The organism is Furfurilactobacillus curtus (assembly GCF_045862785.1).
Taxonomy (GTDB): Bacteria; Bacillota; Bacilli; order Lactobacillales; family Lactobacillaceae; genus Furfurilactobacillus; species Furfurilactobacillus curtus.
Map to the genome: position 1 here is coordinate 26,507 of NZ_BQXO01000005.1, position 25,862 is coordinate 52,368.

At 43.5% G+C, this 25,862-nt stretch carries 21 protein-coding genes; 8 read left to right on the forward strand and 13 right to left on the reverse strand.

Going from position 1 to position 25,862, the window contains the following annotated elements; translation table 11 throughout:
- Positions 1-217: 217 nt before the first annotated feature.
- Both ACKTR2_RS08335 and ACKTR2_RS08340 read right to left on the reverse strand, forming a co-directional pair.
- Entirely contained in the window at positions 218-883 is a 666-nt protein-coding gene (locus tag ACKTR2_RS08335; protein WP_407884396.1) for a CPBP family glutamic-type intramembrane protease, read from the reverse strand.
- A gap of 456 nt (positions 884-1,339) precedes the next feature.
- Entirely contained in the window at positions 1,340-1,594 is a 255-nt protein-coding gene (locus tag ACKTR2_RS08340; protein WP_407884398.1) for a hypothetical protein, read from the reverse strand.
- Positions 1,595-2,474: 880 nt separating this feature from the next.
- On the opposite strand from ACKTR2_RS08340, the gene ACKTR2_RS08345 reads away from it, so the two are divergent.
- Positions 2,475-2,687, forward strand: a complete 213-nt coding sequence (locus ACKTR2_RS08345) for a hypothetical protein (protein ID WP_407884400.1) — start codon at positions 2,475-2,477, stop codon at positions 2,685-2,687.
- A gap of 662 nt (positions 2,688-3,349) precedes the next feature.
- Here ACKTR2_RS08345 and ACKTR2_RS08350 read toward each other — a convergent pair.
- The 6 genes from ACKTR2_RS08350 to gndA form a co-directional block, all read right to left on the reverse strand.
- Positions 3,350-3,877 (reverse strand): DUF1836 domain-containing protein, encoded by a 528-nt coding sequence (locus ACKTR2_RS08350; protein ID WP_407884402.1) that lies wholly within the window; start codon positions 3,875-3,877, stop codon positions 3,350-3,352.
- 29 nt (positions 3,878-3,906) lie between these two features.
- Entirely contained in the window at positions 3,907-4,764 is an 858-nt protein-coding gene (locus ACKTR2_RS08355) for a DegV family protein (protein WP_407884404.1), read from the reverse strand.
- A gap of 276 nt (positions 4,765-5,040) precedes the next feature.
- Entirely contained in the window at positions 5,041-6,345 is a 1,305-nt protein-coding gene (locus ACKTR2_RS08360) for an APC family permease (RefSeq protein WP_407884406.1), read from the reverse strand.
- Positions 6,346-6,560: 215 nt separating this feature from the next.
- Positions 6,561-6,842: a branched-chain amino acid transport system II carrier protein gene (locus ACKTR2_RS08365; RefSeq protein WP_407884546.1), complete on the reverse strand. Its 282-nt coding sequence runs from the start codon at positions 6,840-6,842 to the stop codon at positions 6,561-6,563.
- Positions 6,843-6,979: 137 nt separating this feature from the next.
- On the reverse strand, positions 6,980-7,510 hold the full coding sequence (locus ACKTR2_RS08370) for a histidine phosphatase family protein (RefSeq protein ID WP_407884408.1): 531 nt from the start codon (positions 7,508-7,510) through the stop codon (positions 6,980-6,982).
- Between the two features lie 120 nt (positions 7,511-7,630).
- Positions 7,631-9,073: an NADP-dependent phosphogluconate dehydrogenase gene (gndA, locus tag ACKTR2_RS08375; protein ID WP_407884410.1), complete on the reverse strand. Its 1,443-nt coding sequence runs from the start codon at positions 9,071-9,073 to the stop codon at positions 7,631-7,633.
- A 305-nt stretch (positions 9,074-9,378) separates the two neighbouring features.
- Here gndA and ACKTR2_RS08380 point away from each other — a divergent pair, with 305 nt between their 5' ends.
- From ACKTR2_RS08380 to ACKTR2_RS08395, 4 genes are all read left to right on the forward strand, one after another.
- A complete protein-coding gene (locus ACKTR2_RS08380) occupies positions 9,379-10,560 on the forward strand; it encodes a thiolase family protein (protein WP_407884412.1) in 1,182 nt (393 codons plus the stop codon).
- A 269-nt stretch (positions 10,561-10,829) separates the two neighbouring features.
- Positions 10,830-11,054 carry a hypothetical protein gene (locus tag ACKTR2_RS08385; protein ID WP_407884414.1) on the forward strand — a complete coding sequence of 75 codons (225 nt, stop codon included), beginning with the start codon at positions 10,830-10,832 and terminating at the stop codon, positions 11,052-11,054.
- 168 nt (positions 11,055-11,222) lie between these two features.
- A complete protein-coding gene (locus tag ACKTR2_RS08390; protein ID WP_407884416.1) occupies positions 11,223-11,792 on the forward strand; it encodes a TetR/AcrR family transcriptional regulator in 570 nt (189 codons plus the stop codon).
- A gap of 120 nt (positions 11,793-11,912) precedes the next feature.
- Positions 11,913-14,495 carry an efflux RND transporter permease subunit gene (locus tag ACKTR2_RS08395; RefSeq protein WP_407884418.1) on the forward strand — a complete coding sequence of 861 codons (2,583 nt, stop codon included), beginning with the start codon at positions 11,913-11,915 and terminating at the stop codon, positions 14,493-14,495.
- 156 nt (positions 14,496-14,651) lie between these two features.
- Here the strand turns inward: ACKTR2_RS08395 and zwf are convergent, their stop codons facing one another.
- Both zwf and glpK read right to left on the reverse strand, forming a co-directional pair.
- Positions 14,652-16,133 carry a glucose-6-phosphate dehydrogenase gene (gene zwf, locus ACKTR2_RS08400; RefSeq protein ID WP_407884420.1) on the reverse strand — a complete coding sequence of 494 codons (1,482 nt, stop codon included), beginning with the start codon at positions 16,131-16,133 and terminating at the stop codon, positions 14,652-14,654.
- A 265-nt stretch (positions 16,134-16,398) separates the two neighbouring features.
- On the reverse strand, positions 16,399-17,922 hold the full coding sequence (gene glpK / locus ACKTR2_RS08405; protein WP_407884422.1) for a glycerol kinase GlpK: 1,524 nt from the start codon (positions 17,920-17,922) through the stop codon (positions 16,399-16,401).
- A 1,178-nt stretch (positions 17,923-19,100) separates the two neighbouring features.
- Here glpK and ACKTR2_RS08410 point away from each other — a divergent pair.
- Positions 19,101-20,450, forward strand: coding sequence for an FAD-dependent oxidoreductase (locus ACKTR2_RS08410; protein WP_407884424.1), 1,350 nt, complete (start codon positions 19,101-19,103; stop codon positions 20,448-20,450).
- Positions 20,451-20,571: 121 nt separating this feature from the next.
- Here the strand turns inward: ACKTR2_RS08410 and ACKTR2_RS08415 are convergent, their stop codons facing one another.
- The 3 genes from ACKTR2_RS08415 to ACKTR2_RS08425 are packed head-to-tail and all read right to left on the reverse strand — an operon-like array spanning position 20,572 to position 22,706.
- Complete coding sequence (locus ACKTR2_RS08415) at positions 20,572-20,868, reverse strand: PTS sugar transporter subunit IIB (protein WP_407884426.1); 297 nt, start codon at positions 20,866-20,868, stop codon at positions 20,572-20,574.
- A 27-nt stretch (positions 20,869-20,895) separates the two neighbouring features.
- Complete coding sequence (locus tag ACKTR2_RS08420; protein WP_407884428.1) at positions 20,896-22,227, reverse strand: PTS galactitol transporter subunit IIC; 1,332 nt, start codon at positions 22,225-22,227, stop codon at positions 20,896-20,898.
- Positions 22,228-22,250: 23 nt separating this feature from the next.
- Positions 22,251-22,706: a PTS sugar transporter subunit IIA gene (locus tag ACKTR2_RS08425; protein ID WP_407884430.1), complete on the reverse strand. Its 456-nt coding sequence runs from the start codon at positions 22,704-22,706 to the stop codon at positions 22,251-22,253.
- A gap of 153 nt (positions 22,707-22,859) precedes the next feature.
- On the opposite strand from ACKTR2_RS08425, the gene ACKTR2_RS08430 reads away from it, so the two are divergent.
- On the forward strand, positions 22,860-23,915 hold the full coding sequence (locus ACKTR2_RS08430) for a PucR family transcriptional regulator (RefSeq protein WP_407884432.1): 1,056 nt from the start codon (positions 22,860-22,862) through the stop codon (positions 23,913-23,915).
- Positions 23,916-24,001: 86 nt separating this feature from the next.
- Positions 24,002-25,630: a hypothetical protein gene (locus tag ACKTR2_RS08435; protein ID WP_407884434.1), complete on the forward strand. Its 1,629-nt coding sequence runs from the start codon at positions 24,002-24,004 to the stop codon at positions 25,628-25,630.
- Positions 25,631-25,862: the final 232 nt, after the last annotated feature.

The following is a 25,862-nucleotide window of genomic DNA, read 5'->3' on the forward strand; positions in this document are numbered from 1 at the left end:
ACCTTTTTGCGAATACGTCGGGCCCAAATCTTCTAAAATATAATGCTTGGAGGTAAGAAACTCCGAATAAGACAACTAGAAAGATCAGTGCCCACATAACTTTGGTCGTAAACATAAGCTGCTCCCTTCATTTTTTATTAGGGTATTTTAGCGGAGGCACTAAAGGCAGTAAATCCAGACAATCACCATGATCAGTACTCATGAATCTGTGTTTAAATCATGCCACCAGTACGCTCAGTAGTGTTGTCGCGTCGGAAATCCAATGGACATAAATCCCGTTGCGCAAACTATTGGCTCCCCGCCACGACGCGGTGAGCGGATACCGAGAGACACCAACGATAAATACATACGCCCAATTCATCTGATAGTGAGGTAAGTGTAAAAACATAAAAATAATACAGCCGATTAGATTAACGATTGGCCAGGAATGATTTTTAAATTTAGTTTGAGATACTAAGCGAATTAGTGGTAATAAAAGCGAAGCCATCGCAACTTCTTCTCCGACTATGGATACCAATAATTTGAATGTTAGCCATAGTCGCATAATTACAGAAAGCGTTGTTAAATAGGCCCGGGTACCAGCTGGGTTAATCGCGACTAATTCAGCAGGTTTAGTTAAAACCACTAGCAGAATCGCAATGAGTTCAAAAACAAAAAGCTGCAAGACATATTTTAGGAGTACACGCCATTTAGGACTTGGCAGTGGGCGGAAAAAATCCGGGATGTGGTGAAAACCGTATAAAATCCCGAGGCTTAGCATTCCAGTAAGAAGCATTGATAGCCAACTGAGAAAGTGGCTCATGGACAGCTGATTTAGGTAGCCGATGATAAATAACAACACGGTAAGGGGATAATATTTATTTTTAAAATTAAAATTTTCCATTAAAGCGCTCGACTAGCAATGGGGTAAACTTTGCCAAATGCATACCTGATATTAGACTTGATTCGGTTAAGTTCACTAAGGCAATGCAACATACCGTTAATCAAGCTAGAAACTGTTTCTCCAAATGTGGACAAACTAATTAGTCGGTTTTCCATGATAATTGCTCCTCAATCGTGGTCATGTGACTCCATGTTTTAAGTTAGATGGAAATAATAAGAAACGAGCAGTACATTCCTAGTTACTTGGATGAATTGGTTAAGCTTGCACCACACCTAAATTGTAAAACACTTCACAAATTGATGCGCAATTTTTTGTTTTATACTTTAAATCGAATAAATTTGTTGATGTTATGCGATAAACAAAACTATGGATTGATAATCCTTATTGAACAGATTTGTTATGCTGATTTACTTATGCAATAAGCCATTTCCCAAAAACATTGAATCTTGGAAAACTTCAAACCCAGGTTCCAATGTTGAGTCCGACATCATGTCCAATGTTTGGTTTTTGCAAAGCAGTATAAAGCGCAAGCGCTTCTGCTGAAATGTTCTTTGATAATGCCAATTTTCCAAAGCTTTGTTGTAAATCTTTGATAACCCGTCCTTCATAGGCTCCTGAGTTAAGTTCATTAATGCCCGCATCAATGATTTTTTGCTCATTTTGTTTTTTAAAATGTAATTGTTTTAGTTGACTTAATAATTCTTTGTCCACGTTAACTCATTCCTTTTAAGAGATTTAGTATGGAAAATGTTGAACCCAACCATTCATTCGACATTCTTAGATGTCATGTTAATGGTTTTTAATTTTCATCTATAATTAACCTGGGAGGTTATTTTAAACAACTCAACAAATTTTTTATCAGAAATTAGTTTTCCAAGTGTGTTGTGCAGCCTGCTGCTGAACATACATTCCGCCTCCCACGGTGTCCCACCAAGTTTTTTACTAATTTTCAGGTACAGACCCACCGAAAATGACTTTTAAACTAAGTTGTTTAACCGACTTAAATGAATTTTGAGCGATGAGTAATTTAACTAAATTTGGTTTAGCTTTCATAGCCCTTACTCTTTGCCAGTTATGGCGCTTACCTAATCTTATTATATCTCTTCTGAATATCTTTAAGGTGTGTGACCATAGACCAAAGGCATACTCAAGGGCTTGCAATATTCCAGCCACTAAAACCACCAGAAATTTTGATTGAATCGACAGCATTTATCTTAGGGAAGTATCCAAACTACTTAAATTTGTTTTCATGATTATCCTTCCATACTTGCGATAAACGACTCAGTATTTCTGTCTGGCACCGAAAACGATTTTGCTTATAATATTCCGTTGTTATGTATAGGAGGGTAAAATAACTTCCCTCGTTTTTAGCAATTCCCCAATGAAGCGATGTAAATATAAGCACATGTTCTTTGTGTTTTAATGTAATTGTCGTTATCGTTTATTTAGATCAAGCTTTAAAAAGCAATGACTTTTTAAAGTTTACATGCGAATAGTCATGCGCTGGGTGTACTAATACGAGATGAGACGCAATTCGCTCCTTAATAAAATTTACTTTCATTGTCCATCTACTCTGTTTAGGAGGGCTAATATGAAATTCGATCGTAGGTTTTATAAGAATATCTCTTTTTGGGTTTATCTTATTTTAGCCGTATTTGCTGCCTCATCTTTAGGTATAAAAGTCTTCAGCATTGCTTGGTGGGGTTGGTTAATTCTATCTATAATTTTTACCCTTGCACTTTTGCGTACTCTGATTAAAAAACCCGGAAAATCCAATATCTCAAAAAATATCTCAAAAAAATGACTATTTTGATGATCTCTTTGTGATCATCAGACGAATAATCATAATTCATCTGACAAACATGAAGAGATTTTTATGCACCTAGTTCTGAATACTTAGTCCTAGAGAGGGTGGTATTTTTACAGGGATTTAATCGCACTGGCTTATCGTAACCGATTGTTGCGCGGTAACATAGACTTAACGAAAAATCTTGTTGGGTTGGTTTTAGTGCTGTTTAGAGGTTTATTAGGCGAGTACAGTAGAAAAGGTAAGGTCTCCATCAAGAAAAATATGAGGCCATTTTAAGAGGCTGGATAGATAATTAAAGTTCTGATTAAATGACCAGAAAAGCTAAATCTTTTTATACAAAGCTGGTAACTTGAACTGACAGAGAAATACAGGCTCAAGCCAGAAGTAACCTACTTTAGGTCTAAACAATGGTCAATGCTATGCCATTCGATTTCAAGTTTTTTGACAATGCTGATACTTGTGTGATTCTATGATGGTCAGCCAGCATATCTCCATGTAAATAGCAGTCTAGGATGTTTTATCCTAAACTGCTATTTATTGTGATTTATTTATATACTATGGGCTTGCTGAAGTTAGCGAACGGGGCTAGTGCCGTCCTTGCTCTTTTAGAACTAATTTTGTGTACGAGCTCCGGCAGAATGACATTAGCCTATGACTCAATCAGCATCCAGCTCACTTTGCGGTAGTGTTTGCTGTAACAATTGCCGAGCTGCCAACCAAAATAGGAGAGCTTCCATGGCATTGTATTGAATCACCGCGGCTACAGACATCGACGATAACTGCTCATCGCTAAGTTTGGAACGTTTGAACGTGCCATCGGCGGCTTCGTGGTTAAACATATTCGCGAATCGATCGTAACCAGTCTGGGGAGAATTCTCGACGAGGATGTACTGGAGGGCTAGCCGTAATTCTTCTAAAGTGAAGATGTTCTTTAATAGACCGACGACGATGGCGCCAGCGAGATGGATCTGGTGATAGTGTTTTTTATCCGGCGGCACCAACACGTTGGCCTTGAAATAATTATGCATCATCGTCTTAGTAATGGTGTCGTGAGTGATGGGCGCCAAATACTGATTGGTTAGGTCCAGTAATTGAGTTAAATGTAAGTCAAAGGTGGGTAGATCCTGCCATAGTGGCAAGCGCATTGGTGGCAGGCCACTGGCAGGATTGATTAGGGTGCTCATGAAACATTTCTCCTTTGATTGATGATCAGCTAGTCCGCCTGAACGGTAATACCCACTAAGCCAGGGCCAGTGTGGGCGCCGAGGGCAGCAGAAATCTCACCGGTTTCAATCGTCAGTTGGGGAAATTGGGTATGCAGTTGCTCGATGATGGTGTCCATTAGAGGTTCGTTATCGCCATTAGCGACTGCTACGCGCACTTGGTTATGCGACTTAATGTCGTCGACAGCTAAGGCGATCATTTTATCAATGGCTTTTTTTTCAGTGCGTGCCCGGGCGATGGTCGTGTAGACGCCTTCCTCATCACAGGTGATGACAGGTTTGATACTTAATGCTGAACCGACCAACCCGGCAACCCGGCCGATACGTCCGCCAGCTCGTAAATAAGTCAAAGTTGGAATGTAAAAATAGACGTGACTGTGTGGAATCGCGGCGTCTAATTTGGCGACGATACTGTTAAAAGAATCACCAGCTTCGATGAGGTCTTCGGCATAAACTGCAAATAAGCCACTGCCGATTCCGATACTTTGGGTGTTAATGACGGACATCGTCACATCCGTCTGTGAATCAGCTGCTTGTTGAAAGGCGTTGTTGGTCACAGACAAAGCAGCAGACATGGTGATCCCGATGACGTGAGTGTATCCCCCTGCCTTTAAATCATCAATTTGCGTCATAATGTCGCCCATCGTTGGACTCGCTGTTTTAGGTAATTCTGCAGCAGCAGCTTGGCGTTGATAAAATTCTGCTGGAGTAATCTTTTGCCCATCGGCGTACGTTTGTCCATCAATGGTAATTTGCAGGGGCACGATACGTAGATTATCTTTTTCGGCAATTAAACGGGGTGGCACATCGGAACCTGAGTCCACTAACAACGCAATCTTTTCAGTCATGGGAATCTCCTGTTTGTCGTTTAAAAAACTGTAAAAATAGATTCGAACATCCTTTATATAGTTTTAAATACTACATTTTTTGTCAGTGATTGTCTAGTATGAAGAGTGAATTTAGTATGCGACAAAAAAGATCGAAATAGACGCGAACTTGTTGATAGCAAAAAAGCGCAGCGAACGGTTCACTGCGCTGAAAAGTTAGATTGTTATTGTTAATTGGTGCGGGATAAAGCCAAAGTTGAACAGTCTTATATAGAGTATGGAATATATGATACCTACTCAACGTGGCGCATGTTGCTCACCCTTACGAAAGATTTGTTGGTCAACAACGTATAACACCAGGCCGATCACGATGCTGATGCCACCAAAGGCCCACGTTTTTAAAGGTGCGCCAGCTAGAATGTAGATCGAAAAGGCAATTGCTAGAATGGGGATGACCGGGCCGAGTGGTAATTGCCAGCCATCATCTCTGGCGTCTGTATCTCTTTGCGATTTAATCGTCGCTAGGGCAGTGGCCAGGTATTGAATGATCGCGATGATCACGACGCAAGAGGTCAGAAAAAGGTAATCGCCGCTGAACAATAAGGCAATGCTAGCCAAAGTTGTCAGCAGGATGGACATCCAAGGGGTGCCATTTTTCGTCTTTTTACCAATAATTGCGGGCAATAATTGTTCTTCGTTAGCCAATGAGGAAGCGACAAACGGCGTACTGAACGAAACGGAAATGGCGACCCCTAAAATTGAGACGAGCATGCCCAGCAAAATAACGAGTTGACCCGATTGCCCCAGTACTGTGGCGAAAGCAGCGGCGACCGGGGTTGTTCCATTAATGATGTTTGGTCCGAGAAGGCCAATGACAACTAGTTGGGCGGCACCGTAAATGACCGCCACCAGTACAGTCACCACAATCATCGCGATGGGGAGATTACGTTTGGCATTGGCCATATCACTAGCGGCAATCGGCAAAAAGGAAAAGCCGGCGAACATATAAAAGATGATATTAAAAGCCTGACTATAATTGCCAAAGTTATAATGGCTAGTTTGAACGAAGTTACTACCTTTCATGACCCAAATTCCAATCAGAATAAACGCGCCAAGGACTAGCAACTTAGCCACTGAGGAAATGTTGTCGGCCAAGCCAGACAGTTTATCGCCGGCAAGATTAATTACCGCCAACACGATGATTAGCACTGTACCGAGAAGATTGTATGGAAGCGTTTGTTTCAGCGAGGGCATAAAAAATTGCAAGGTATTCAATAACGCCGCAATTTCTGCCGCGATCGTAATGATGCCTTGAATCCACGCTAAAAAACCGATGATAAATCCGGGAAAGCGACCGAAAGCATGATAGGTGTATAGCCAAGCGGCTCCGTTACCTGAAACACGACTCGCCATATCCGCAAAACATAAGGCGATGGTTAAGGTCGCTAGTGCAGCCAGTAAAATGAGCACTAAACTAAAGTTACCAGATAATTTATACATTTTGCCCGGCAATAGAAAGATACCGGAGCCTAAAATGCCATTTAAACCAAGCAGGATCACCGCGCCAAGTCCTAATTGAGTTGCCTTTTTTGGATGAGTCATATCTTTCACTCCCATATGTGCGTCTAGTTACACCTAGAGTAGCGATAATGACTCAACTGAGGCAAATAATATTCCTCTGAATTAATGAGGGTCGCCGATGTTGGTGTGCCTTAATGTGTCACAATCGTAAACAGCCAGCTGCCGCCTAAACTGACTAGTATAAATGGGAAGCAGTCCAAGTTAACCTTGAACAAGGGGATGATGGTGAGCATGGTCTAGGCGTTGATCGTTTTGAATAGCGAAATGTTAATCAATAAAGGTGGTAAGGTATGGATCGCGTCTAAGAGTTCTAGGATAAAGGTAAGGCCGAGGGTGGTTTTATAAATCAATGGATTTTTGCCAATTAATGGCCGTAATAATCCGAGGAAAATAAGCAACGTTTCTAATGGATAGATGAAACTTAATAAAGGGGACGAATACAAGATGATGTGATCCAAGCCAAAGGTGGCTAGTCCCCAGTTATAATCACTAAGTTGGCTTGGTTGAATTGAGAAAATTAAGTTACCTAGCCCTAATGTTTACTCTGCTATGCATCGTTTTTATCTGTTATTTTGATGGTGTGAAGCTTACTCGGTTTAAAATGAGATGCCAATAATAAAGTAAGAATTAAGCTCATTTTTCGAATGTAATACACTTACTCAAAGAGGTGAATCGTTTTGATTTCACAATACTTGATCTGTTGCCAATCTCCAAATTGGCGCATCACTTCACCATGGGTGACACAGGCAAGACAATGATACTTTGAATAGGCCGACAGCACCTTTAGCGCTCGTGCTCTGACCTCTGTGGATGTTTCATAATCCCAATAGTTATCGTTTGTTCGTTGTCCATGATTTTTTTTATAAATTAACCAAGCATCGTAGGCTTGATTGCCGTTTTTTAAATAGCGGTCAGTTCGATCTGGACGCCATTCGTGTAAACCCAGTTCAATGTGTAGCGGGATATTATTGAAACGAACGATTTCGGCCGCAGTTGCTAGCGCCCTAGTATATGGTGAAGATAGAATTAATTCAACATTTTTAAAAATCGGTGATTGGGCGCATTGTTGAGCTAAGCTAATTCCGTTTGCAGATAAACTGCTTAAATCACGGCCAAATCCCGAAAATCCAGCTTCGGTTACCGCGGTATAGTCTGGCTCTGAATGGCGAATTAAAAAAACTTTCATCTAGTATTCCTCTTCTTTATGATTGTGTTTTTAATTGAAGTTAACATACTAAACAGAGATTGATCTTCAATTCAAACAAAAAAGCCGCGCAACTGCACGACTTTTCCCAAATCAATAAAATTATTGTTCTTTATACCAAGTGTAGTGGAAGTTACCAGGACGGTCAGTCCGTTCATAAGTGTGAGCGCCAAAGTAGTCACGTTGTGCTTGTAACAAGTTGGCAGGTAACACTTCAGCACGGAAGCTGTCATAGTAAGTGATCGCAGCAGAGAAGCTTGGTACAGGAACCCCAGCCTGAACGGCCATCGCAACTACATCACGAACGGATTCTTGATACTTCGTCGCGATGTCTTTGAAGTAGTCGTCGAACAGTAAGTTCGTCAGCTTAGGATCTTTGTCGTAAGCGTCCGTGATGTTTTGTAAGAAACGAGCGCGGATGATACAACCAGCACGCCAGATTTGTGCTAATTCGCCGAACTTCAAGTCCCAGTTGTAGGCTTCTGAAGCGACGCGTAGTTGTTCGAATCCTTGTGCGTAACTCATTAACTTACTGAAATAGAGGGCTTGACGAATCTTTTCGACAAACTCTTTCTTGTCGCCGATGTTAGCTTTGCCTTGGTTAGCAGCAGCTGGCAAGGACTTAGAAGCTTTAACCCGTTCGTCTTTCATCATAGAAATGTAACGTGCGTAGACAGATTCAGTGATCACGGATTGTGGTACTTGGATGTTCAAAGCATCTTCTGAACTCCACTTACCAGTTCCTTTGTTGTTCCCACGGTCAAGGATCATGTCAACAATTGGCTTGTTCTTGTCATCACCGAGGTCATCTTTACGCGTCAGAATGTCAGCGGTGATTTCGATCAGGTAACTGTCGAGTTCGCCTTCATTCCATTCTTTGAAGATGTCAGCCATTTCGTCAACGGAGATACCAGCAACGTTGCGCATGATGTTGTAACTTTCGTCGATTAGTTCTTCATCACCATATTCGATTCCGTTGTGGACCATCTTAACGTAGTGACCAGCACCATTAGGGCCGATGTAAGTGACACAAGGCTTGCCATCTTGGGGTGCTTTAGCGGAGATTTGTTCCAAGATAGGTGCAACCAAATCATAAGCTTCTTTTTGACCACCGGGCATCAAGGAAGGTCCTTGTAAGGCACCTAATTCACCACCAGAAACACCCATGCCGATAAAGTTAATACCAGACTTATCAAGTTCAGCATTACGGGCCATGGTGTCATGGAAGTTCGTGTTTCCACCATCGATCAACACGTCACCCTTATCGAGTAATGGTAATAATTCTTGGATAACGGCGTCCGTTGGGGCACCAGCTTTAACCATCATCAGAATCCGCCGTGGCGTTTCCAAGGAGTTCACGAAGTCTTCAATCGTGTAGCTTGGGATTAATTTCTTCTCACTGTGATCTTTCATCATATCGTCAGTTTTTGCCCGTGACCGGTTGTAAACGCCCACAGTGTAACCGCGACTCTCAATATTTAGGGCAAGGTTCTTACCCATAACTGCTAAACCAACAACACCAATTTGTGCTTTTTGATCTGCCATGATTAACCTTCCTCGTTATGTTTTTTGTGAAAATCATTATCATTATGAATCCGATGCTAAGCACAACGACAATGTTTCACAAGTGTGTGAAATTAAACACTAATACAGCTATCATGTTAGTTGATTCGCTGATTATTTTCAACCGGAATCACTTTTCAAAAGCAGTTAACGGTGAAATAAATTTACGAATTGATTTGCTAAGACTCAATTACATTATGGCAAGCAGCCAGCAAAATAATTGCTCGACTAAAGAAACTCGGGTACACTTGGTTTTTATTGCGAGATGGATAGAAAGAGGGCTCATCATGGACGACGTTGTGATTGTCAGTGCTGTGCGGACACCGATTGGAAAAATAGGTGGTCAGCTGGCTAGTTTCAGCGCGGTTGAATTGGGGATTTTGGTGGCTAAGGCAGCAATTGAACGGGCACAAATTGACCCGGCTGTTATCGACCAAACAATTTTTGGGAATGTCTTACAAGCAGGTTCTGGTCAAAATGTCAGTCGGCAGATTGGAATTCGGGCAGGCGTGCCCGAGCATAGCCCGGCGATGACGATCAATGAAGTTTGCGGATCAGGGCTTAAAGCGATCCGTTTAGGGCAAGCAGCCATTGCGATGGGGGACGCCGACACTGTCTTAGTTGGTGGCACCGAAAGTATGAGTCAGGCGCCCTATTTGGCGACCAACATGCGGTTTGGGACTAAATTTGGTGATACGACGTTAATCGATAGCATGGAACATGATGGTTTGACGGATGCCTTTTCCGGCGTTCCAATGGGTATGACAGCGGAAAATGTTGCCGAAGTTTACCATGTATCTCGTAAGCAGCAAGACGAATTTGCATTAGCGTCCCACCGTAAAGCGGCGGCAGCTAGTGACAACCACCGATTCACGGCTGAAATATTACCGATAACCGTCGAGTCTCGCCATGGGGAAAAGACCCTAACGCGTGATGAAACGATTCGTGAGGACACGAGTTTGGCGCAATTGGCGAAGTTGAAAACGATCTTTAAAGTGGATGGTACGGTCACAGCCGGTAATGCTGCTCCATTGAATGATGGTGCATCTGCGTTGATTCTGATGCGGCGCAGTAAAGCGACATCATTGGGATTATCCCCATTGGCAACCATTACGGGTTATCAAGAAGTCGGTGTTGATCCACAGTTGATGGGCTACTCACCAGTAACAGCGATTACAAAGTTATTTGCCAAAACAGGCCAACAAATCGCAGATATTGATTTATTCGAGATTAATGAAGCTTTCGCAGCGCCCAGTGTGGCCGTGGCGCGCGACTTGCAGATCCCGATAGATAAGTTAAATCCCAATGGTGGTTCGATTGCCATTGGTCATCCAATTGGTGCAACTGGTGCACGGTTGATCACGAGTCTGATTTACGCGTTAAAACAAACGCAACAGCAGACCGGACTTGCAAGCATGTGTATTGGTGGCGGATTAGGAATGGCGATGACGCTCAAAGTTGAATCGTAAGAATTAAGCAGATGGAGAGCTCGGCGCAAAATGCGCTCGAGCTTTTTTGTTGTGCAAAAAAACCTCATCGCCAAGATGGTCCTGCTAGCGTTACGTTTTCGAAACAAAAACGTATTGTTGCATAAGCTTAAGCTTGGGTAATGATTTAACCATCTAATTGCACTAACATACTGTCGCCAAGTAGAATTTAATCAGAGTGAGTTGACATTGATGGGTTAGCGATATGAGTTAATTTGAGCAAAAGTCACGGTTTAGGTTAGGAGGCAAATGTGAGACAGAGACATTTACAGGCATCATGCAGCCAGTCATTACAAGGACAAGATGATCAATTGGGGGCTTATGAAATTGATGTCACTGAATTAGGGAGTGGTTTTTATCAATTTGATGTACACAGTCCAGAATTCACAGGTTCAATTGTTGAGGCTCGCCGACACGACGGTTTATTCGCAACCGTCATTGATGGGAAACAACGAACAATCAAATTAGTTGATTAAGCGAAAAGAAGGCTAAAGTTAACCAATAGGATCGCTCGGGTTGCAAATCGAGGTGGCTAAGTGATTGATCATTATTGCGACAGATTCTTCAATTTGTTGCTCGTCAAGACAAGTGTTGGATGGTAGAGTGGATGCCAGACAGAGAGATGAAGATTGGAGAATCTACCGATGGTCATGTCACAACAAAACATGCGTATGCAACGACACTTAGCCTTGACCTTGATTAACTTACTTCAAAAAAAGCCGTTGGAAAAAATTACAGCAGCTGATTTAGCTGAAGCTGGTCAGGTCAATCGGAGCACATTTTATCGTTATTTTCATAATAAATTTGATTTGCTTAGTGACGCACTTAGTGAGTCATTATGGCAATCATTTGAGACCACGGAAAATATGACGGCCGATGACTTGATTGACGGACTAGTGGAGTGGGTCAATAATAATCGCCGGGTCATTAAGAACATCTTGATGAATAATACCAGCTTTAATTTTTACCAAGAAATTATCCATGAATTAACCGCAATGCTAGACAAACAGGACGACTGTGATTTTGTCCTTGATTTTGTGGCCATCCCCCTTGAGTCGGCGCCTAATCCGGCCTTTGCTAAAGAAGCGTTTGCCTCTTCGATTGTGGGAATGTTGATGACTTGGTTAAATCATCCCGAAATTGATGAAACTGATTTTAAGGCCTTTTTAAAAGCTGGACTGGCGGTTAAGGGTCCCATAATATCGAATTGGTAAGAGACGGATTGGCGAATCCGTCTTTTTTTGCGGCAATCGAGCTATTTTGATGCTGTCTATTTTAAGGCCAACTTTCTATACTGGTTCAGGATTCATTGCAACATTAGGAGGGAAAGCTAGATGACAGATTTGTTTAATCGTATTGGGCACTTCATTCATGATCATGCGGGACTAATGATGATTGTGACAGTTGTGTTGACAATATTGGTGGGGTTAGGGTTGCCACGGGTAACCATGAACACAGATAACAGTATTTTTGTGTCCAAATCCGCTAAACTAAGTCGTGATTCAACAAAATATGAGCGGCACTTTGGTGGTAGTACCTATTTAATTGATGTTTCAAATCAGGGTAAACGTGTCACGACACCCGCCACTTTAAAAAAGGTGGCCCGTTTCACGTCGGCCATTGATAAAGAACACGGCGTACATGCGACCACCAGTGTTGTCGATGTCTTGAATGCGTCACTGAAAGTGCAGCAGGCGAATCAGGGTCAACAGCAGGCTAATCCACAGTTGCAAAAAGCGATGATGGCACAATTGTCAGCCAAGCAACACGCTAAGTTGCAACGCCAATTAGGTCAGGCACTGTCGGCGACGCAACAACAGCAAATCGCTGCCTATACGAAAACGCTATTAACACCGGATCAGCAACAGACCTTAGCTACCAATCCAAGCGCAATCGCTGATCCGACAAGCATTACGGCAGTATTGACCACCGTCCAGCAGCAACAAGTACAGGCTTATACGCTCCAACAACTTTCACCCTTACAGCGAAGTCAATTTGCCAAGCAGATGTTAACCATGTTGCCCCCAGTGCAGTCGATGTCTCAGGCGCTGATCAATCAACTTGTGTATCGTGACCAGGGTAAAGTGCCACAACAAATGCGTCAATTATTACCTAAAAATGGCAAACATCTGCTGATTACGGTGACATTAAACGGGGATGTTAATCAAAATTCCTTTGCGCGGTACACCCGTAAAATCAACCAGCAATTAACGAAAGCTGGTCTTAAGCAGGGTTCGATGAATAGCGAGATTGACGGAATGCCAGCGATTTCCGCTTCGATTATGTCCTTAATGTCACAGAGCATGGCGATTATGTTAGTTGTCGGCGTGCTGTTGATGATTGGTATCTTACTGTTAGTCTTCCAGGTTCGCCGGCGTTTATTGCCGCTACTATTTGTTTTATTCGGTTTGATTTGGACATTTGGGCTAATGGGTTGGTTCGGGATCGAATTAACCATGGCGACGATGGCAACTTTACCAATTATTATTGGGTTAGGCACAGATTTTGGGGTTCAATTCTTGAATCGCTATGAAGAAGAGTTTGCTCATGATCACGATGGTATGCAGGCGACTACTGCAACCATTACGCATACTGGGCCGGCCGTTGGGACCGCTGTTATTGTGATGGCGCTGAGTTTTCTGACGATGCTGATCTCACGGGCGCCGATGATGCGCAATTTTGGGATCACGTTGGCAATGGGAGTCGTTATTTGTTACGTTGTTGAATTGGTCTTGATGTTCGCAACGCTAACGGTGTTAGATCGACGACAACTTGCCCGCGGACGCGTAGCTAAAGTGGCTGCCACAAATGATTCTTGGTTGTCACGTGGGTTAGTCCGTTATGGTGCATGGGTGACCGAACACAGTTTAATTATTATCACGCTGGGAGTTATTCTCGGCGGAATTGGTTTCTTTTTTGAAAGTCGTATTAACGTTGAGACTGATATGATGAAGATGGTTCCACAAGACATTCCAGCCTTGAAACGGACCAATCGATTAAGCGATATGGTTGGTTCAACGACTAACTTGACTTACTTAGTTTCATCCCCAGATACTCGTGACAAAGCGGTCTTAGCAAAAGCGAATACCTTTGGTCAGCAAGAGCTTCATAAATATGGTCATGGAAAGCTGCAAGCGGTGACCTCATTAGGCACGACCATGCATCAAAATGGCAGTGGTCAATTGAAGCAAACGCAAGTCAATGCCACGATTAAAGACATGCCCCAAGTCATGAAATCTACCTTAATTAGTAACAATCATAAATTTGCGACAATTTCATTTAAAGTGAATCCGCACTTAGATTCCGACGAAATGCTGCATTTGATGAACCGCATCTCCAATGATGCCAAACAGATAAATAAGCCAAGTGGCATGACAATTGTTGCCGCTGGCAGTCAGGCGATGATGCTGCAGGGGATTGATAATATGACGGCTAATCACGAACTAATTATTGTCGTTGGTTTGGTGATTATCGCATTAGTGTTATTGCTCGTTTATCGCAATTTACGATACGCACTATATCCATTAGTGCCGATCATCATTGTCTTAGGACTGTCACCCATGACCCTGGCAATTTTGGGCATCAGTTACAATCCAGTCACGATTGCCTTGAGTTCATTAGTCCTAGGTATCGGAACGGAATTTACGATTTTGATTTTGGAACGGTACATTGAAGAACTACGAACCGGACAGTCCACTATTCAAGCGATCGAAACGGCGATGGGTTCTGTCGGCAGGGCGATTACCGTTTCTGGTTTGACCGTAATTGGAGGTTTTTCGACACTGCTGTTTGTTCATTTTCCAGTTTTAAATTCATTTGGGTTAATTACTGTTTTAGATACGACCTATTCACTGATCAGCGCACTCACGATTTTGCCAGCAATGATGTATGCGTTTAGAAATCGCTCATTAGATTAGATTCAAAACAGTAAGCTGCGAGGAAACCAAGGCTGATCGTGAATGAACTGTGACAATTGAAGTCTAAATAATGAACAAAAAAATCTCTCCTAATCGTTTAGGAGAGATTTTTTACTGGTATTAAATTCTTATTTCTGAGTGCTTTAAAGCGAGTTATTATCGATTCAAACGGTAGATCCATGAACGGTGATCCCGTTGTAACAGTTCATCTGAAGCGGCAGGCCCCATTGAACCAGAGACATAGTTCGGGAAGTCAGGCGTTTCTGAATCCCACAACTTCTGAATCACATCGACAAATTTCCAGGCGTAAGAAACTTCGTCCCATGAAGCAAAGTTCGTTTGGTCGCCTTTTAAGGTGTCGTGCAATAAACGTTCATATGGTTCTGGTGTTTCTTCTTTTTGCGCAACATCTTGCTGGAAGTCCAAATGAATGGGTTCCGTTTCAAAGCCTTGACCAGCTGTTTTAGCGTTTAATTGTAAGGAGAAGCCTGAATTTGGTTCGACATAAATCGTTAAGACATTTGGTGCTAATGAGTTGTCTCGGTTCTGAGGGAAAGCAAAGATGTCGATCAATGGCTTTTTAAAGACCACGTCGATACGTGTAAACTTATCGGCTAGTCGTTTCCCGGTACGAACGTAGAATGGTACACCAGACCAGCGATAGTTGTCGAATAATAATTTACCGGCAACAAATGTGTCATTAGCGGAATCCTTAGGCACATTTGGTTCATCACGGTAAGCAGGTTCTGTATCATTAGCGCCATACTGACCACGGATGAAATTCTTGGCTGCTTCTGCGGGGCTGTACACCCGCAGTGAACGGAGCGCTTTGATCTTTTCAACACGGACATCAGAATCAGTAAACGATACGGGTTGTTCCATTGCCAATTGAGAGACAATTTGCATGATGTGGTTTTGGACCATATCACGTAAAGCACCTGCCGTGTCATAATAACCGGCGCGATCTTCAACCCCTAGCTTTTCACTTAAGGTAACCTGCACGTTGTCGATATAACGGTTGTTCCACAAGGATTCAACTAGCGTATTGCCAAAGCGTAAGGCTTGAATGTTTTGAACCATTTCCTTGCCGAGGTAGTGGTCGATGCGGTAGATTTGTTTTTCTTCAAATGCACCGGACAACTGCTCGTTCAACGTCTCAGCAGTGGTAAAGTCGGTCCCAAATGGTTTTTCAATGACTAAACGGTTTGAGCCGTCTTCTGACAATAGACCTTCGGACTTCAAGTTCAGGGCAACTTCACCAAAGAAACGTGGTGCCATTGACAGATAGAAAATTCGGTTGCCTTTTAAGCTATATTGTTCATCTAGCTTTTCAACTAGATCTTTCATAACAGCATAGTGGGCTTTATCAGTGACATCGTGGGCGAGATAGTAGAAGTGCGTGACAAAGACACTTGCGGCGTGCATATCTGCATCTGGTTGATCCTCGCGAATCGATTGAGTAACGACCTCACGAAATTGGTCATCACTCCAGCTATCACGGGCAGTCCCGATGACAGCAAAGTGTTCACCAAGATTTCCGCGAACATAAAGTTTAAATAATGATGGGTAAAGTTTACGTTTGGCCAAGTCACCAGTGCCGCCAAAGAACGTAAACAATGAGCTATATTCTGTTGCCACGTTTTTCACTCCTTAAATGCCTTAAGATGTAGGTTAAACGCAGTGTTACAAAGGCGAATTCCTTTATAACGTTGCCGAGGTTCATTATATAACAATATGAAAGCTGTTGCACCGCCTTACGCAACCGTTTACATTCATTTTACAAGTACGATTTTCAGTGAAAACGTATTAAATCAAGCTTTGCCATTGGTCTGGTCCATTAAAAAGAAAATTAAATTTTTTTCATGAATTAGATTTGTACCTGAAAAAAGTTTCCATTGCTTAGTTAGCCGTTGTTGTCTGGTGGTAGCTTAAATAAAGTCGTCGCTTTAACGGCCAGTTGCCAGCCTTGGTACAAACGTTGTCGTTGAGATTGTCCCATAGTGGGTGAAAAGGTTTTGCCGGCCTGATAAATTTTGGCTAAATCATCGATGTTATCCCAGAAGCCGACCGCAAGTCCTGCCAGATAAGCGGCCCCTAGCGCCGTTGTCTCTTCATCGGCAGAACGGTCAATTTCCATATTTAAAATATCGGCTTGAAATTGCATCAGGTAAGTATTGCGTGAGGAGGCACCATCTGCCTTAAGTCGCGGAATGGCAAGTTGGGTATCTTTTCGCATGGTTTCAATGACATCACGTGTTTGGTAAGCAATCGACTGCAAGGTGGCTTTGACAAAGTCATTTTGTGTGGTGCCCCGCGTGATGCCATAAACGGCGCCCCGAGCGTCCGGATCCCAGTAAGGGGCTCCTAAACCAGAAAAGGCAGGAACGACATAAACTTCATCATCGTCTGTAGAAGCTAGTGCAGCCCGTTTAGCAGCTGGCTCGTCAGGAATCATTTTCATTTCATCATGAAGCCAACCAATCGCCGAACCAGCGACGAAGATGGATCCTTCTAAGGCGTACTTAATCGTTCCGTTGGCACCGTAAGCAATCGTTGTGAGCAGGCCATTGTTTGAAATTAAGGGCTCTGTTCCGGTGTTCATTACGATAAAGGCACCTGCACCATATGTGTTCTTGATGACCCCTTTTTCAAAGCCCATTTGGCCGAACAGGGCGGCCTGTTGGTCTCCAGCTAAGGCAGCAATGGGAACTTCAGCACCAAAAAACTGATAGTTTTGGGTATGCCCATAGACTTCGGCCGAAGATTTAACGGCTGGCAACATCACACGGGGGATGTTCATCAGTTTGAGAATCTCGTCATCCCAATCTAACGTATGGATATTAAAGAGCATGGTCCGGCTTGCATTGGAATAATCGGTCACATGCAGAGCTGACCCTGACAATTTCCAGGCCAACCAAGAATCAACCGTGCCAAAACACAGTTCACCACGTTCGGCTCGTGTTTGAGCACCATCGACATGGTCTAGTAACCAGCGAATCTTGGCAGCTGAAAAATATGAATTTATAAATAGACCTGTTTTTTCATGAATCATGTCGCCATAGCCATCTGCGATAAGCTTTGGCGTGGTACTGTCAATTTGCTTGGACTGCCAACCGATAGCCGGGGCAATTGGTTCCCCAGTTTGGCGATCCCAGATAATGGTTGTTTCCCGTTGCGTAACGATGCCCACGCCATCAATTTGATCAGGATGAATACCGGCGTTGATCAGCACAGTGGAAATGACCGATTGGACCGAGTTCCATAGCAAATTGGGATCATGCTCAATCCAGCCAGGATGTCGGTTGATTTGTGGTAGTGGTTGTGAAGCCGCGGTAACACGCCGACCATGTTGGTTAATGACAACTGCCCGTGAGGCGGTGGTCCCTTGATCGACGGCTAGAATGTAGTGTTCAGTGACAAAAGCCATGTAAATAACCCCTTTAAGTAGTGAATGAAAACGGTTACTAATGCCGCTAGTATACCGAATTAGTGGGTGGACAACAAGCAGAGAGTGCGAGCAAGACCGGGTGATCTTGAGCACCAACGGACAGGCACGAGTGGGTGGATTTGGCCCAATTGTGCTTGTTGGTTGGGCACAGGGATCAGGTCTTGTGAGCACGTTTAAGAAAGAGATGAGCAAGACCGACATCTACTCTTTAGGTTTAGATTGGCTCGTTACAGTGTTATGCACTGCCGGCCAACCTGAACTCCACGGACATTCGGCTGGAACGCCGTGAGCCTGCTCTGAACCCGGAAGTGCACCGGTTTCACAGTCAGGCCTTATCGTAAGCGAAGCCCGCTAACGATAACGACACAGGCTGAGCCGATGCCCGTTACGTCCAGGTGGGCCTACTTTTCGGTTCACTCATTTTATATTTTAAAGTTGTGTGTGATCCCTTCTTGCCATAATTGAAGACGTCCTTGATCCCGTGAAACAAGCTGAGCACTGGGGCGAAAGTGAACCCCAACTGGCAATCGTAATTGGACGGTTTTAGCCCGTTTACGATCCTAGGGTGGGCAGTTTAGATTAGCATTAGTGTACTTAGATTGGCTGGTTACACGCTTGTTCACTGCCGGCCAACCTGAACTCCACGGGCATTCGGCTGGAACGCCGTGGGCCTGCTCTGAACCCGGAGGTGCACCGGTTTCACAGTCAGGCCTTATCGTAAGCGAAGTCCGCTAACGATAACGACACAGGCTGAACCGATGCCCGTTACGTCCAGGTTGACCTAATTAGCCTGCTAGTGACTACTAGCAAGCGACTCTTAAAATCCTTGCGTCTTCATACCATGTTATGGTGCTCGACTCTGGATTGAACAATCTATCGTAGACTGGATTTGGGACCGTGTTTATGTCCCTTCCTAAAATTGCGCCCGCAATGGCTGATTAATTAATCGGGTACTTCGGGTTCAACTGTACCAAGCATGCTATCAGGTTATAAATAAAAATTTCACAATCTTTTGCGATGCCATCGGGTGACGGATGATCGTCTAGTGAAGGCATTGAAGAGGTATGACAATAGCATTGACAGCGGTTTCTAAATCGATAAACTGTGGTTGTACACAACTTGATTTTACACAACCGTTTTTGTGAAGGAGTAGACTTATGAAAGTAATCATCGTTGGTGCCACGCATGCTGGAACTTTTGCCGCGCAACAAATTTTAACAGATCACCCAGGCACACAGGTGACTGTCTACGAAAAAAATGACACGGTGTCGTTTCTTTCTTGTGGGATTGCATTGTGGGTTGGTGATCATGTCTCTGATCCTGAAAAAATGTTTTATTCAAGCCCTGAGGCCTTAACTGGGCTTGGTGCCAACATGAAGATGAAACACGAGGTTACAGCGATTAATCCGGAAACTAAGACTGTTACGGTGACTGACTTAACCACGAATCAGGTGGCCACCGATTCTTATGATAAATTAGTGGTTACTACTGGTTCAGCACCGATTATTCCACCAATTGAAGGTATCGATAATCAAAACGTTTATCTGTGTAAGAACTGGGATGACGCAAAGAAGTTACAAGCGTCAGCGAAACAGATTAAAAGTGCAATCGTGATCGGTTCAGGTTATATTGGGGCCGAATTGGCAGAGCAATATAGCCTGACAGATAAAGAGGTCACCTTAATCGATGCGCTACCACGAGTATTGGCTAAGAATTTTGACCGCGACATTACTGACCAAGTTGAACAGGAATATCGTGATCATGATGTTAAATTAGCGCTTGGCGAAAAGGTCGTCAGCTTTAGCGGTGAGGATCAGATTACCGTCACTACTGACAAGGGTTCGTACACAGCTGATATTGCTGTATTGTGTACTGGTTTTCGGCCACGGACGGAATTGATGAAGGGCAAAGTGGACATGTTGCCAAATGGTGCTATTATCACGGACGATTACATGCGCTCTAGTAACCTAGACATTTTTGCGGCAGGGGATTCTGCAGCTGTTCATTACAATCCAACTGGTAAAAATGATTACATTCCATTGGCAACTAACGCAGTGCGTCAGGGGATTCTTGTGGGCCACAATTTGGTTGCACCGACCGAAAAATATCTCGGGACCCAAGCAACTTCTGCTGTTGAATTATACGGGCAAACGATTGCAGCATCAGGCTTAACTGCTGAAGGAGCGAAGGTTCGTAACGTTGATTATGAAACCGTCACGATTAAGCAAGATTACCGACCAGACTTCATGTTATCGACGACTAGTATTTTGTGTACGTTAACGTGGGATCCAAAGACTCATCAAGTCTTAGGTGGCGCGTTCTACAGTGCGCATGATGTTTCTGTTTCCGCTAACGTGATTTCTTTGGCAATTCAAACCAAGATGACAATCGAGACGTTGTCGATGGTCGACATGTTCTTCCAACCTAACTTTGATCAGCCATTGAACTGGATCAATGCATTGGCGATGGCGGCAGTTGCTAAGGAAGCTGAAAAGGTGACGAACTAAATCCTAAAAATCATCTTATAAGTTAGTAAAGCAAACGAAAAGATAGCTCCTCGATTAGGATTAAAACGCTAATCGTGGGGCTATCTTGTTTAATAAGTTGTTAACCCAATTTCACCAGCAATCAAGCTTCAACTTCTTTTTTGATTTCCTCAAATACGGAGTCGATGCCAATACCAGTTAACAAAGGCACACCTGAAATCACCTTGTCTTTGATGTTGCTTGGCACCATGGTGGTTGAAACGACAATATCGTAGTCACCATTGTCAATATTAGCGACTTCATCGGCAATCTTGGATTGGTGGAAGACAACTTGATCAATCAGTCCTTGATCTTCCAAATAGTCTTTGATTTTGCCAGTTGCGACCGTTGACGTTGCAATCCCAGTTCCACAGACAACCATTAAATCTTTCTTTGCCATAATTTGGTTCTCCTTTTATTTTAAAAACTAATCTACATTTGTTTGTTTATGAAATTTGTTGAGCCAGATCATTAGGGCCAAAGCAATTATACCCAGTCCGATAATTCCAAGCCACAAGAAACTCTTACCGAGGCCAACAATCATCCAAGTCGTCCACGCACCACCATCGGACAGGATTGAAATGCTGGAATTGCCTTTCATATTGAAGTGCGCTGTTTTTGCCACAGCGGTTAATAGTGGGGCGGCCCATGAAGCGATGAGTAACGAGATAACCATGTCAACGATGCCACCGATGACGATTCGGAAAACATTTCCGTTAAAGACGGCAGCCATAACCGCGATCATGAACGGAATGGTGGCCAAGTCACCAAATGGTAACACGGTGTTACCAGGTAGAATAACGGCGATAAGCAAGGTCAATGGAACTAAGATCAGTGATGCAGATAAGACAGCTTCTTGACCAACAGCTAAGGCTGAATCCATCCCAATATATAGGTTCCGTTCTGGAAAATGCTTTTGAACCATTTTGTTAGCTGCTTCAGAGATCGGTGTTAATCCTTCCATTAGCAGCGACACCATGCGCGGCATCAAGATTAGCACGGCCGCAGTTGAAACACCTAAGTTCAAGATCTTGGCAACTGGATATTCAGCTAAAGCACCAATGATAATCCCAATGATTAAACCCATCACCGCCGAATCGCCAAAGATCCCAAGTCGTTTTTGAATTCGTTCAGGGGTCCATTCGATGTTTTTGACCCCAGGAATGCGGTCTAATAACCAGTTAATTGGCAAAGCCAAGACAAATCCAGGTGCAGAAGCCCCTTGAGGAAATGAAATGCCAGCTAAGCCATAGTGACGTTGAATGGTTGGCGCAGCTAGATCGGCCAAGAAGTAGATCCACATGAGGTGAACGACCATCGTGACTAAACCAAGTGCAAAGTTTTGCGTAGCAGCGTAGACGAGTGAACCGGTAAAAGCAATGTGCCAGTAGTTCCACAGGTCAACATCCAGTGTCTTGGTTAAACCAACGACTAACAAGATGACGTTAGCCGCCACTCCAATTGGAATCGCCAAGCTCCCCAAAACCGTGCCGTATGAAATTGCCGAAGCAGCTGGCCAACCGACGTCAATCGTAGAGAGATGTAAGCCAAAGTTCTTGACCATCGCTTGAGCAGCTGGTCCTAAGTTAGATGTTAGTAATCCGATGACTAAGTTCAAACCAGTGAAACCAATCCCGACGGTTAAGCCCGCTTTGAAGGCCTTACCTGGCTTTAAGCCTAAGAGTAATCCGAAGATCAATAATAAAATTGGGAGCATTACCGTGGGTCCGGCGCTCAGTAACCATTTAATAACTGCCATTTTTTTGAAATACCCCTTTTAAATTAGTTAATGTTGTTCTCGTTTAAGATTGCTAAAACCGCGGCGGAAGTTTTTGCGTGGATCAGTTGACTCATAACCTCCGTGTTTTGAAACATGGTCATCAAATTTTGGAGCATAGTTAACTGGGCGTGTGGTTCCTTTAGCGCCAGCATAAAGATCATTTCAACTGCAACGGGTTGCCCATCACCCATTTGTTGAAACGTCACCGGCTGTTGTAGTCGGGCAACCGCGATTTTAGCAGTATTGACGTGTTCAGCGTCAGTATGCGGAATTGCCACTCCGATTGTCGCAGTTTGCAGGCCAGTGGAAAAATTTGCCTCACGGTTAATAATGGCATCGCGATAACTAGCTTTGACGAAACCATCTTTGTGCAAATGTTCAGCAATCTGACTGAGGGCGTCATTGCGATCAGTTGCTTGTATATCTAGTAGAATCAAATTCTCTTCAATCAATGCCATGGTAAACCATCCTCATTATCGAAATCATCACGGTTAAATTAAGCGCTTTCATTTAACTATGAGTTTATTATCAGGCCTGTGGTAGAATTATGCCATATACAGATAGACGGAGTTTATTGTGCATATGCACAATTTAAACAGGGGAGCGCGATTATGCTAAAACTAGCAGGTGATAGCCTGACTCGACTGATTAAGACCATCCAGATTGATTTACCGTATGAGTTGCAACTTTTTGATCATGATGGGAAAAATCTTCGGACACGAAAGCGCAATTCGGCTGCAGTGGAGGCGATCACAACCAAGACAACGACCGTTGATGATTGGGATGCTGCCAAAATGGGTGTCATTGCTCCCGTGCGAGTCAACATTAACGTGGGTGCCGTAGAAGTTATGGGTGAACCGACAGTCGTGGCACCATTCGTGCGAATCATTGTGGATAGTTTTGAATTTTTAGTTCAATCAGAAATTGAACATCGGCAGCAACAAATTGACTCCGAGGAACGTTCGATCTTCTATCATCAGTGGTTATTACTGAGTTCCTTGGATGATGCAGATCAACATTTTTTAGACACTGCGCGTAAATTAAAAATTGATTTATCACGAAAATATCAAGTGGCCTTGATTCGGATTCCCAATGATGAACATCAACGCCAAGAGCTAGCGGCGGTGTTGGCTCATTCAACCCTCTCGTATTTAACGTTTACTCATTTGGAATACATTATCTTTACGGATGATTTACGGGAGTTAGACGAAATCTTGAAGCAAGTACGACATCATGAGCAATGGCAAATGGGAGTCGGCAATGTTCGACAATCATTACATGACTCACTTCATGAAGCGATGCGAACCATTTTGATTGCCAAATATTTGCATTATACGGATATGTATTTTTATCAACAACTGGTCGAAGTCGACGAGTTGATGCAAAGCAATGTTGATGTTAGCGAAATTACGGACGCTATGATCGCTTTAGCGGCTGTGAATAATGGTCAGGTACTTTTACAAACCTTTTGGACATTTACGCAACTGAATGGTGATAATTCGTTAACGGCTAAGACACTACACATTCATCGCAATACGTTACGTTATCGCCTAGATAAATTTAGCGATGCGATTAACGTTGATCCACGTAACCTGTCAGAATATCCGCGCGTTTACATTGCCTACTTAAAATATATTCGACAGAGTTTTATTGGCAATCTGATTTAAAAGTCGGTCAATTCTGTCTCGTCACTAAAGTGGTCCTATGGTACGATACGTTCGTTATTTAAAATTAGGAAAATGGGTGAAACACGGTGGATTATCGAGCTTCTTTGGCACAACAGCAGCAGGCCTATGTTAAAACGGCCGGCTTTTATGGTTGGCTTCGCCAACATCGGCGGTTGTGGCTGTGGCTGACATTTATTAGCGTTGCCTTAGTGATTGAATTGCCTTTTTTATTAAACAATCAATTATTCGGTGGCTGGGATCAACAATTTCATGTAAATCGAATTGAGGAATTGTATCGGGCCGCACAACAGGGTGCGTGGCATAACGCGATTAGCACGTTTACTTTTCGGCAAGCGGGATTAGGTATTCAGATTTTTTACCCTTATCTTTTCTTGTATCCCTATGCGCTACTACGTCTGCTCGGGGTCCCAGGAATTTCGGCTTTATATTTGGGCAATTTACTTTACATTATTTTAGGGTGCTGGATCGCTTATTGGTGCATGTTGAAATTTTTGCAAGTTCGTCAGGCGCGCCGGCCGATTATGGGCGCTTATCTATTTGCCGTCTTGTACAACTTGTCGGGTTATCTCGTCTTTAATGAGATGGTGCGCTTTGATTTGCCAGAAGCTCAATCGATGATGTGGTATCCTTTATTGTTTCTAGGACTGTATTTGACGTTGAAACGGCATCGTTACGCCTGGTTGCTAACCACTTTGGGCGCTGTGATGTTAGTTTATACCCATGTACTTTCGGCTGCATTAGCCGCGGGGATGGTGATCGTTGTATTGGCCTTAGGCTGGCGTGATTTGCGTGATGGTCGAACGTGGGTCGATCTCACTCTAACTGGCCTAGCAACGCTGGTCGTTAGTCTGCCGGAATTGTTACCGATGCTAAAAACGAGTCAAGCGGTCACGATTGCCTCACCAAAATTAGGTTCCATGGCTGGTCAAGCGATCTCGCCGTTAGTCGCAGTTGGCTATGGTTTTGGCAATGTCACGAAAACTGGCCTGCTGACTCATGGCGTGACCTTAGGGACGATTGTGCTTGTTGCTTTAGTCGCAACGTGGGTTGGTTTTCGCCATTTAGATCGTTTTGGTAGAACGATGACAACCCTGAACACGTTGCTATTTTGGGCGACGACGAAGCTATTTCCGTGGCAGCTATTTGAACACACACCTGTCCGAATTTTGCAGCACCCATGGCGGTTCTACACGTTTATTAGTTTTTTCACACTGGTGGTTTTTGTTTTGATGGTTGATCAGGTCCAACTACGGCAATCTTGGCGCCGCGTTATTGTTGGCGGTGCGATGTTGTTAACGTTAGTAACGAGTATTGCCACCGTAGCCGTGTCTAAGCCAGTTGTGACGGCCAGCGGTTACCACCATTTTGCGACTTCTGCACGATACTTTGACTATGCGCCTAAACGAAGCTTGCCTTATCTGACAGAGATTTATCAGCATCAAGCCGTTATTTCACAGGGAAAACAGGTTATCACCAAAAAGACGGTAACGCTAATGCCACGGCCAGATGGAACCAAAATGGTCATACCAACCATTGCCCAAGGCCACCAAATTGACTTACCATTTTTTAACTATGGTACCGGTTATCGTGTGACAACTGATCAAGGCATTCGGCTTCGGCCGCAGATCTCAAAGCGGGGCACAATTCAAGTTACGCTGCCTCGACAAACTCGTTTCGTAACCATTCAATATTGATCACCATTGATCATCGCAATTGCGACGCTGTTAATGTCTCCAATCACTCAATTTATAAGTAAAAGCGCTTGGTCTAGGTAATATTAAAGCATTACCTAGACCAAGCGCTTTTTTAATGGATTTGGCCAAATTCTTGTTTGATAGTCAATAATTCTGAGCAGCTAGTGCTCAGGTTCAAAGCGGCTGACTGCACTCTGAGTCATTGTCGAGTTCCGTAAGCCTGATCCTTGCG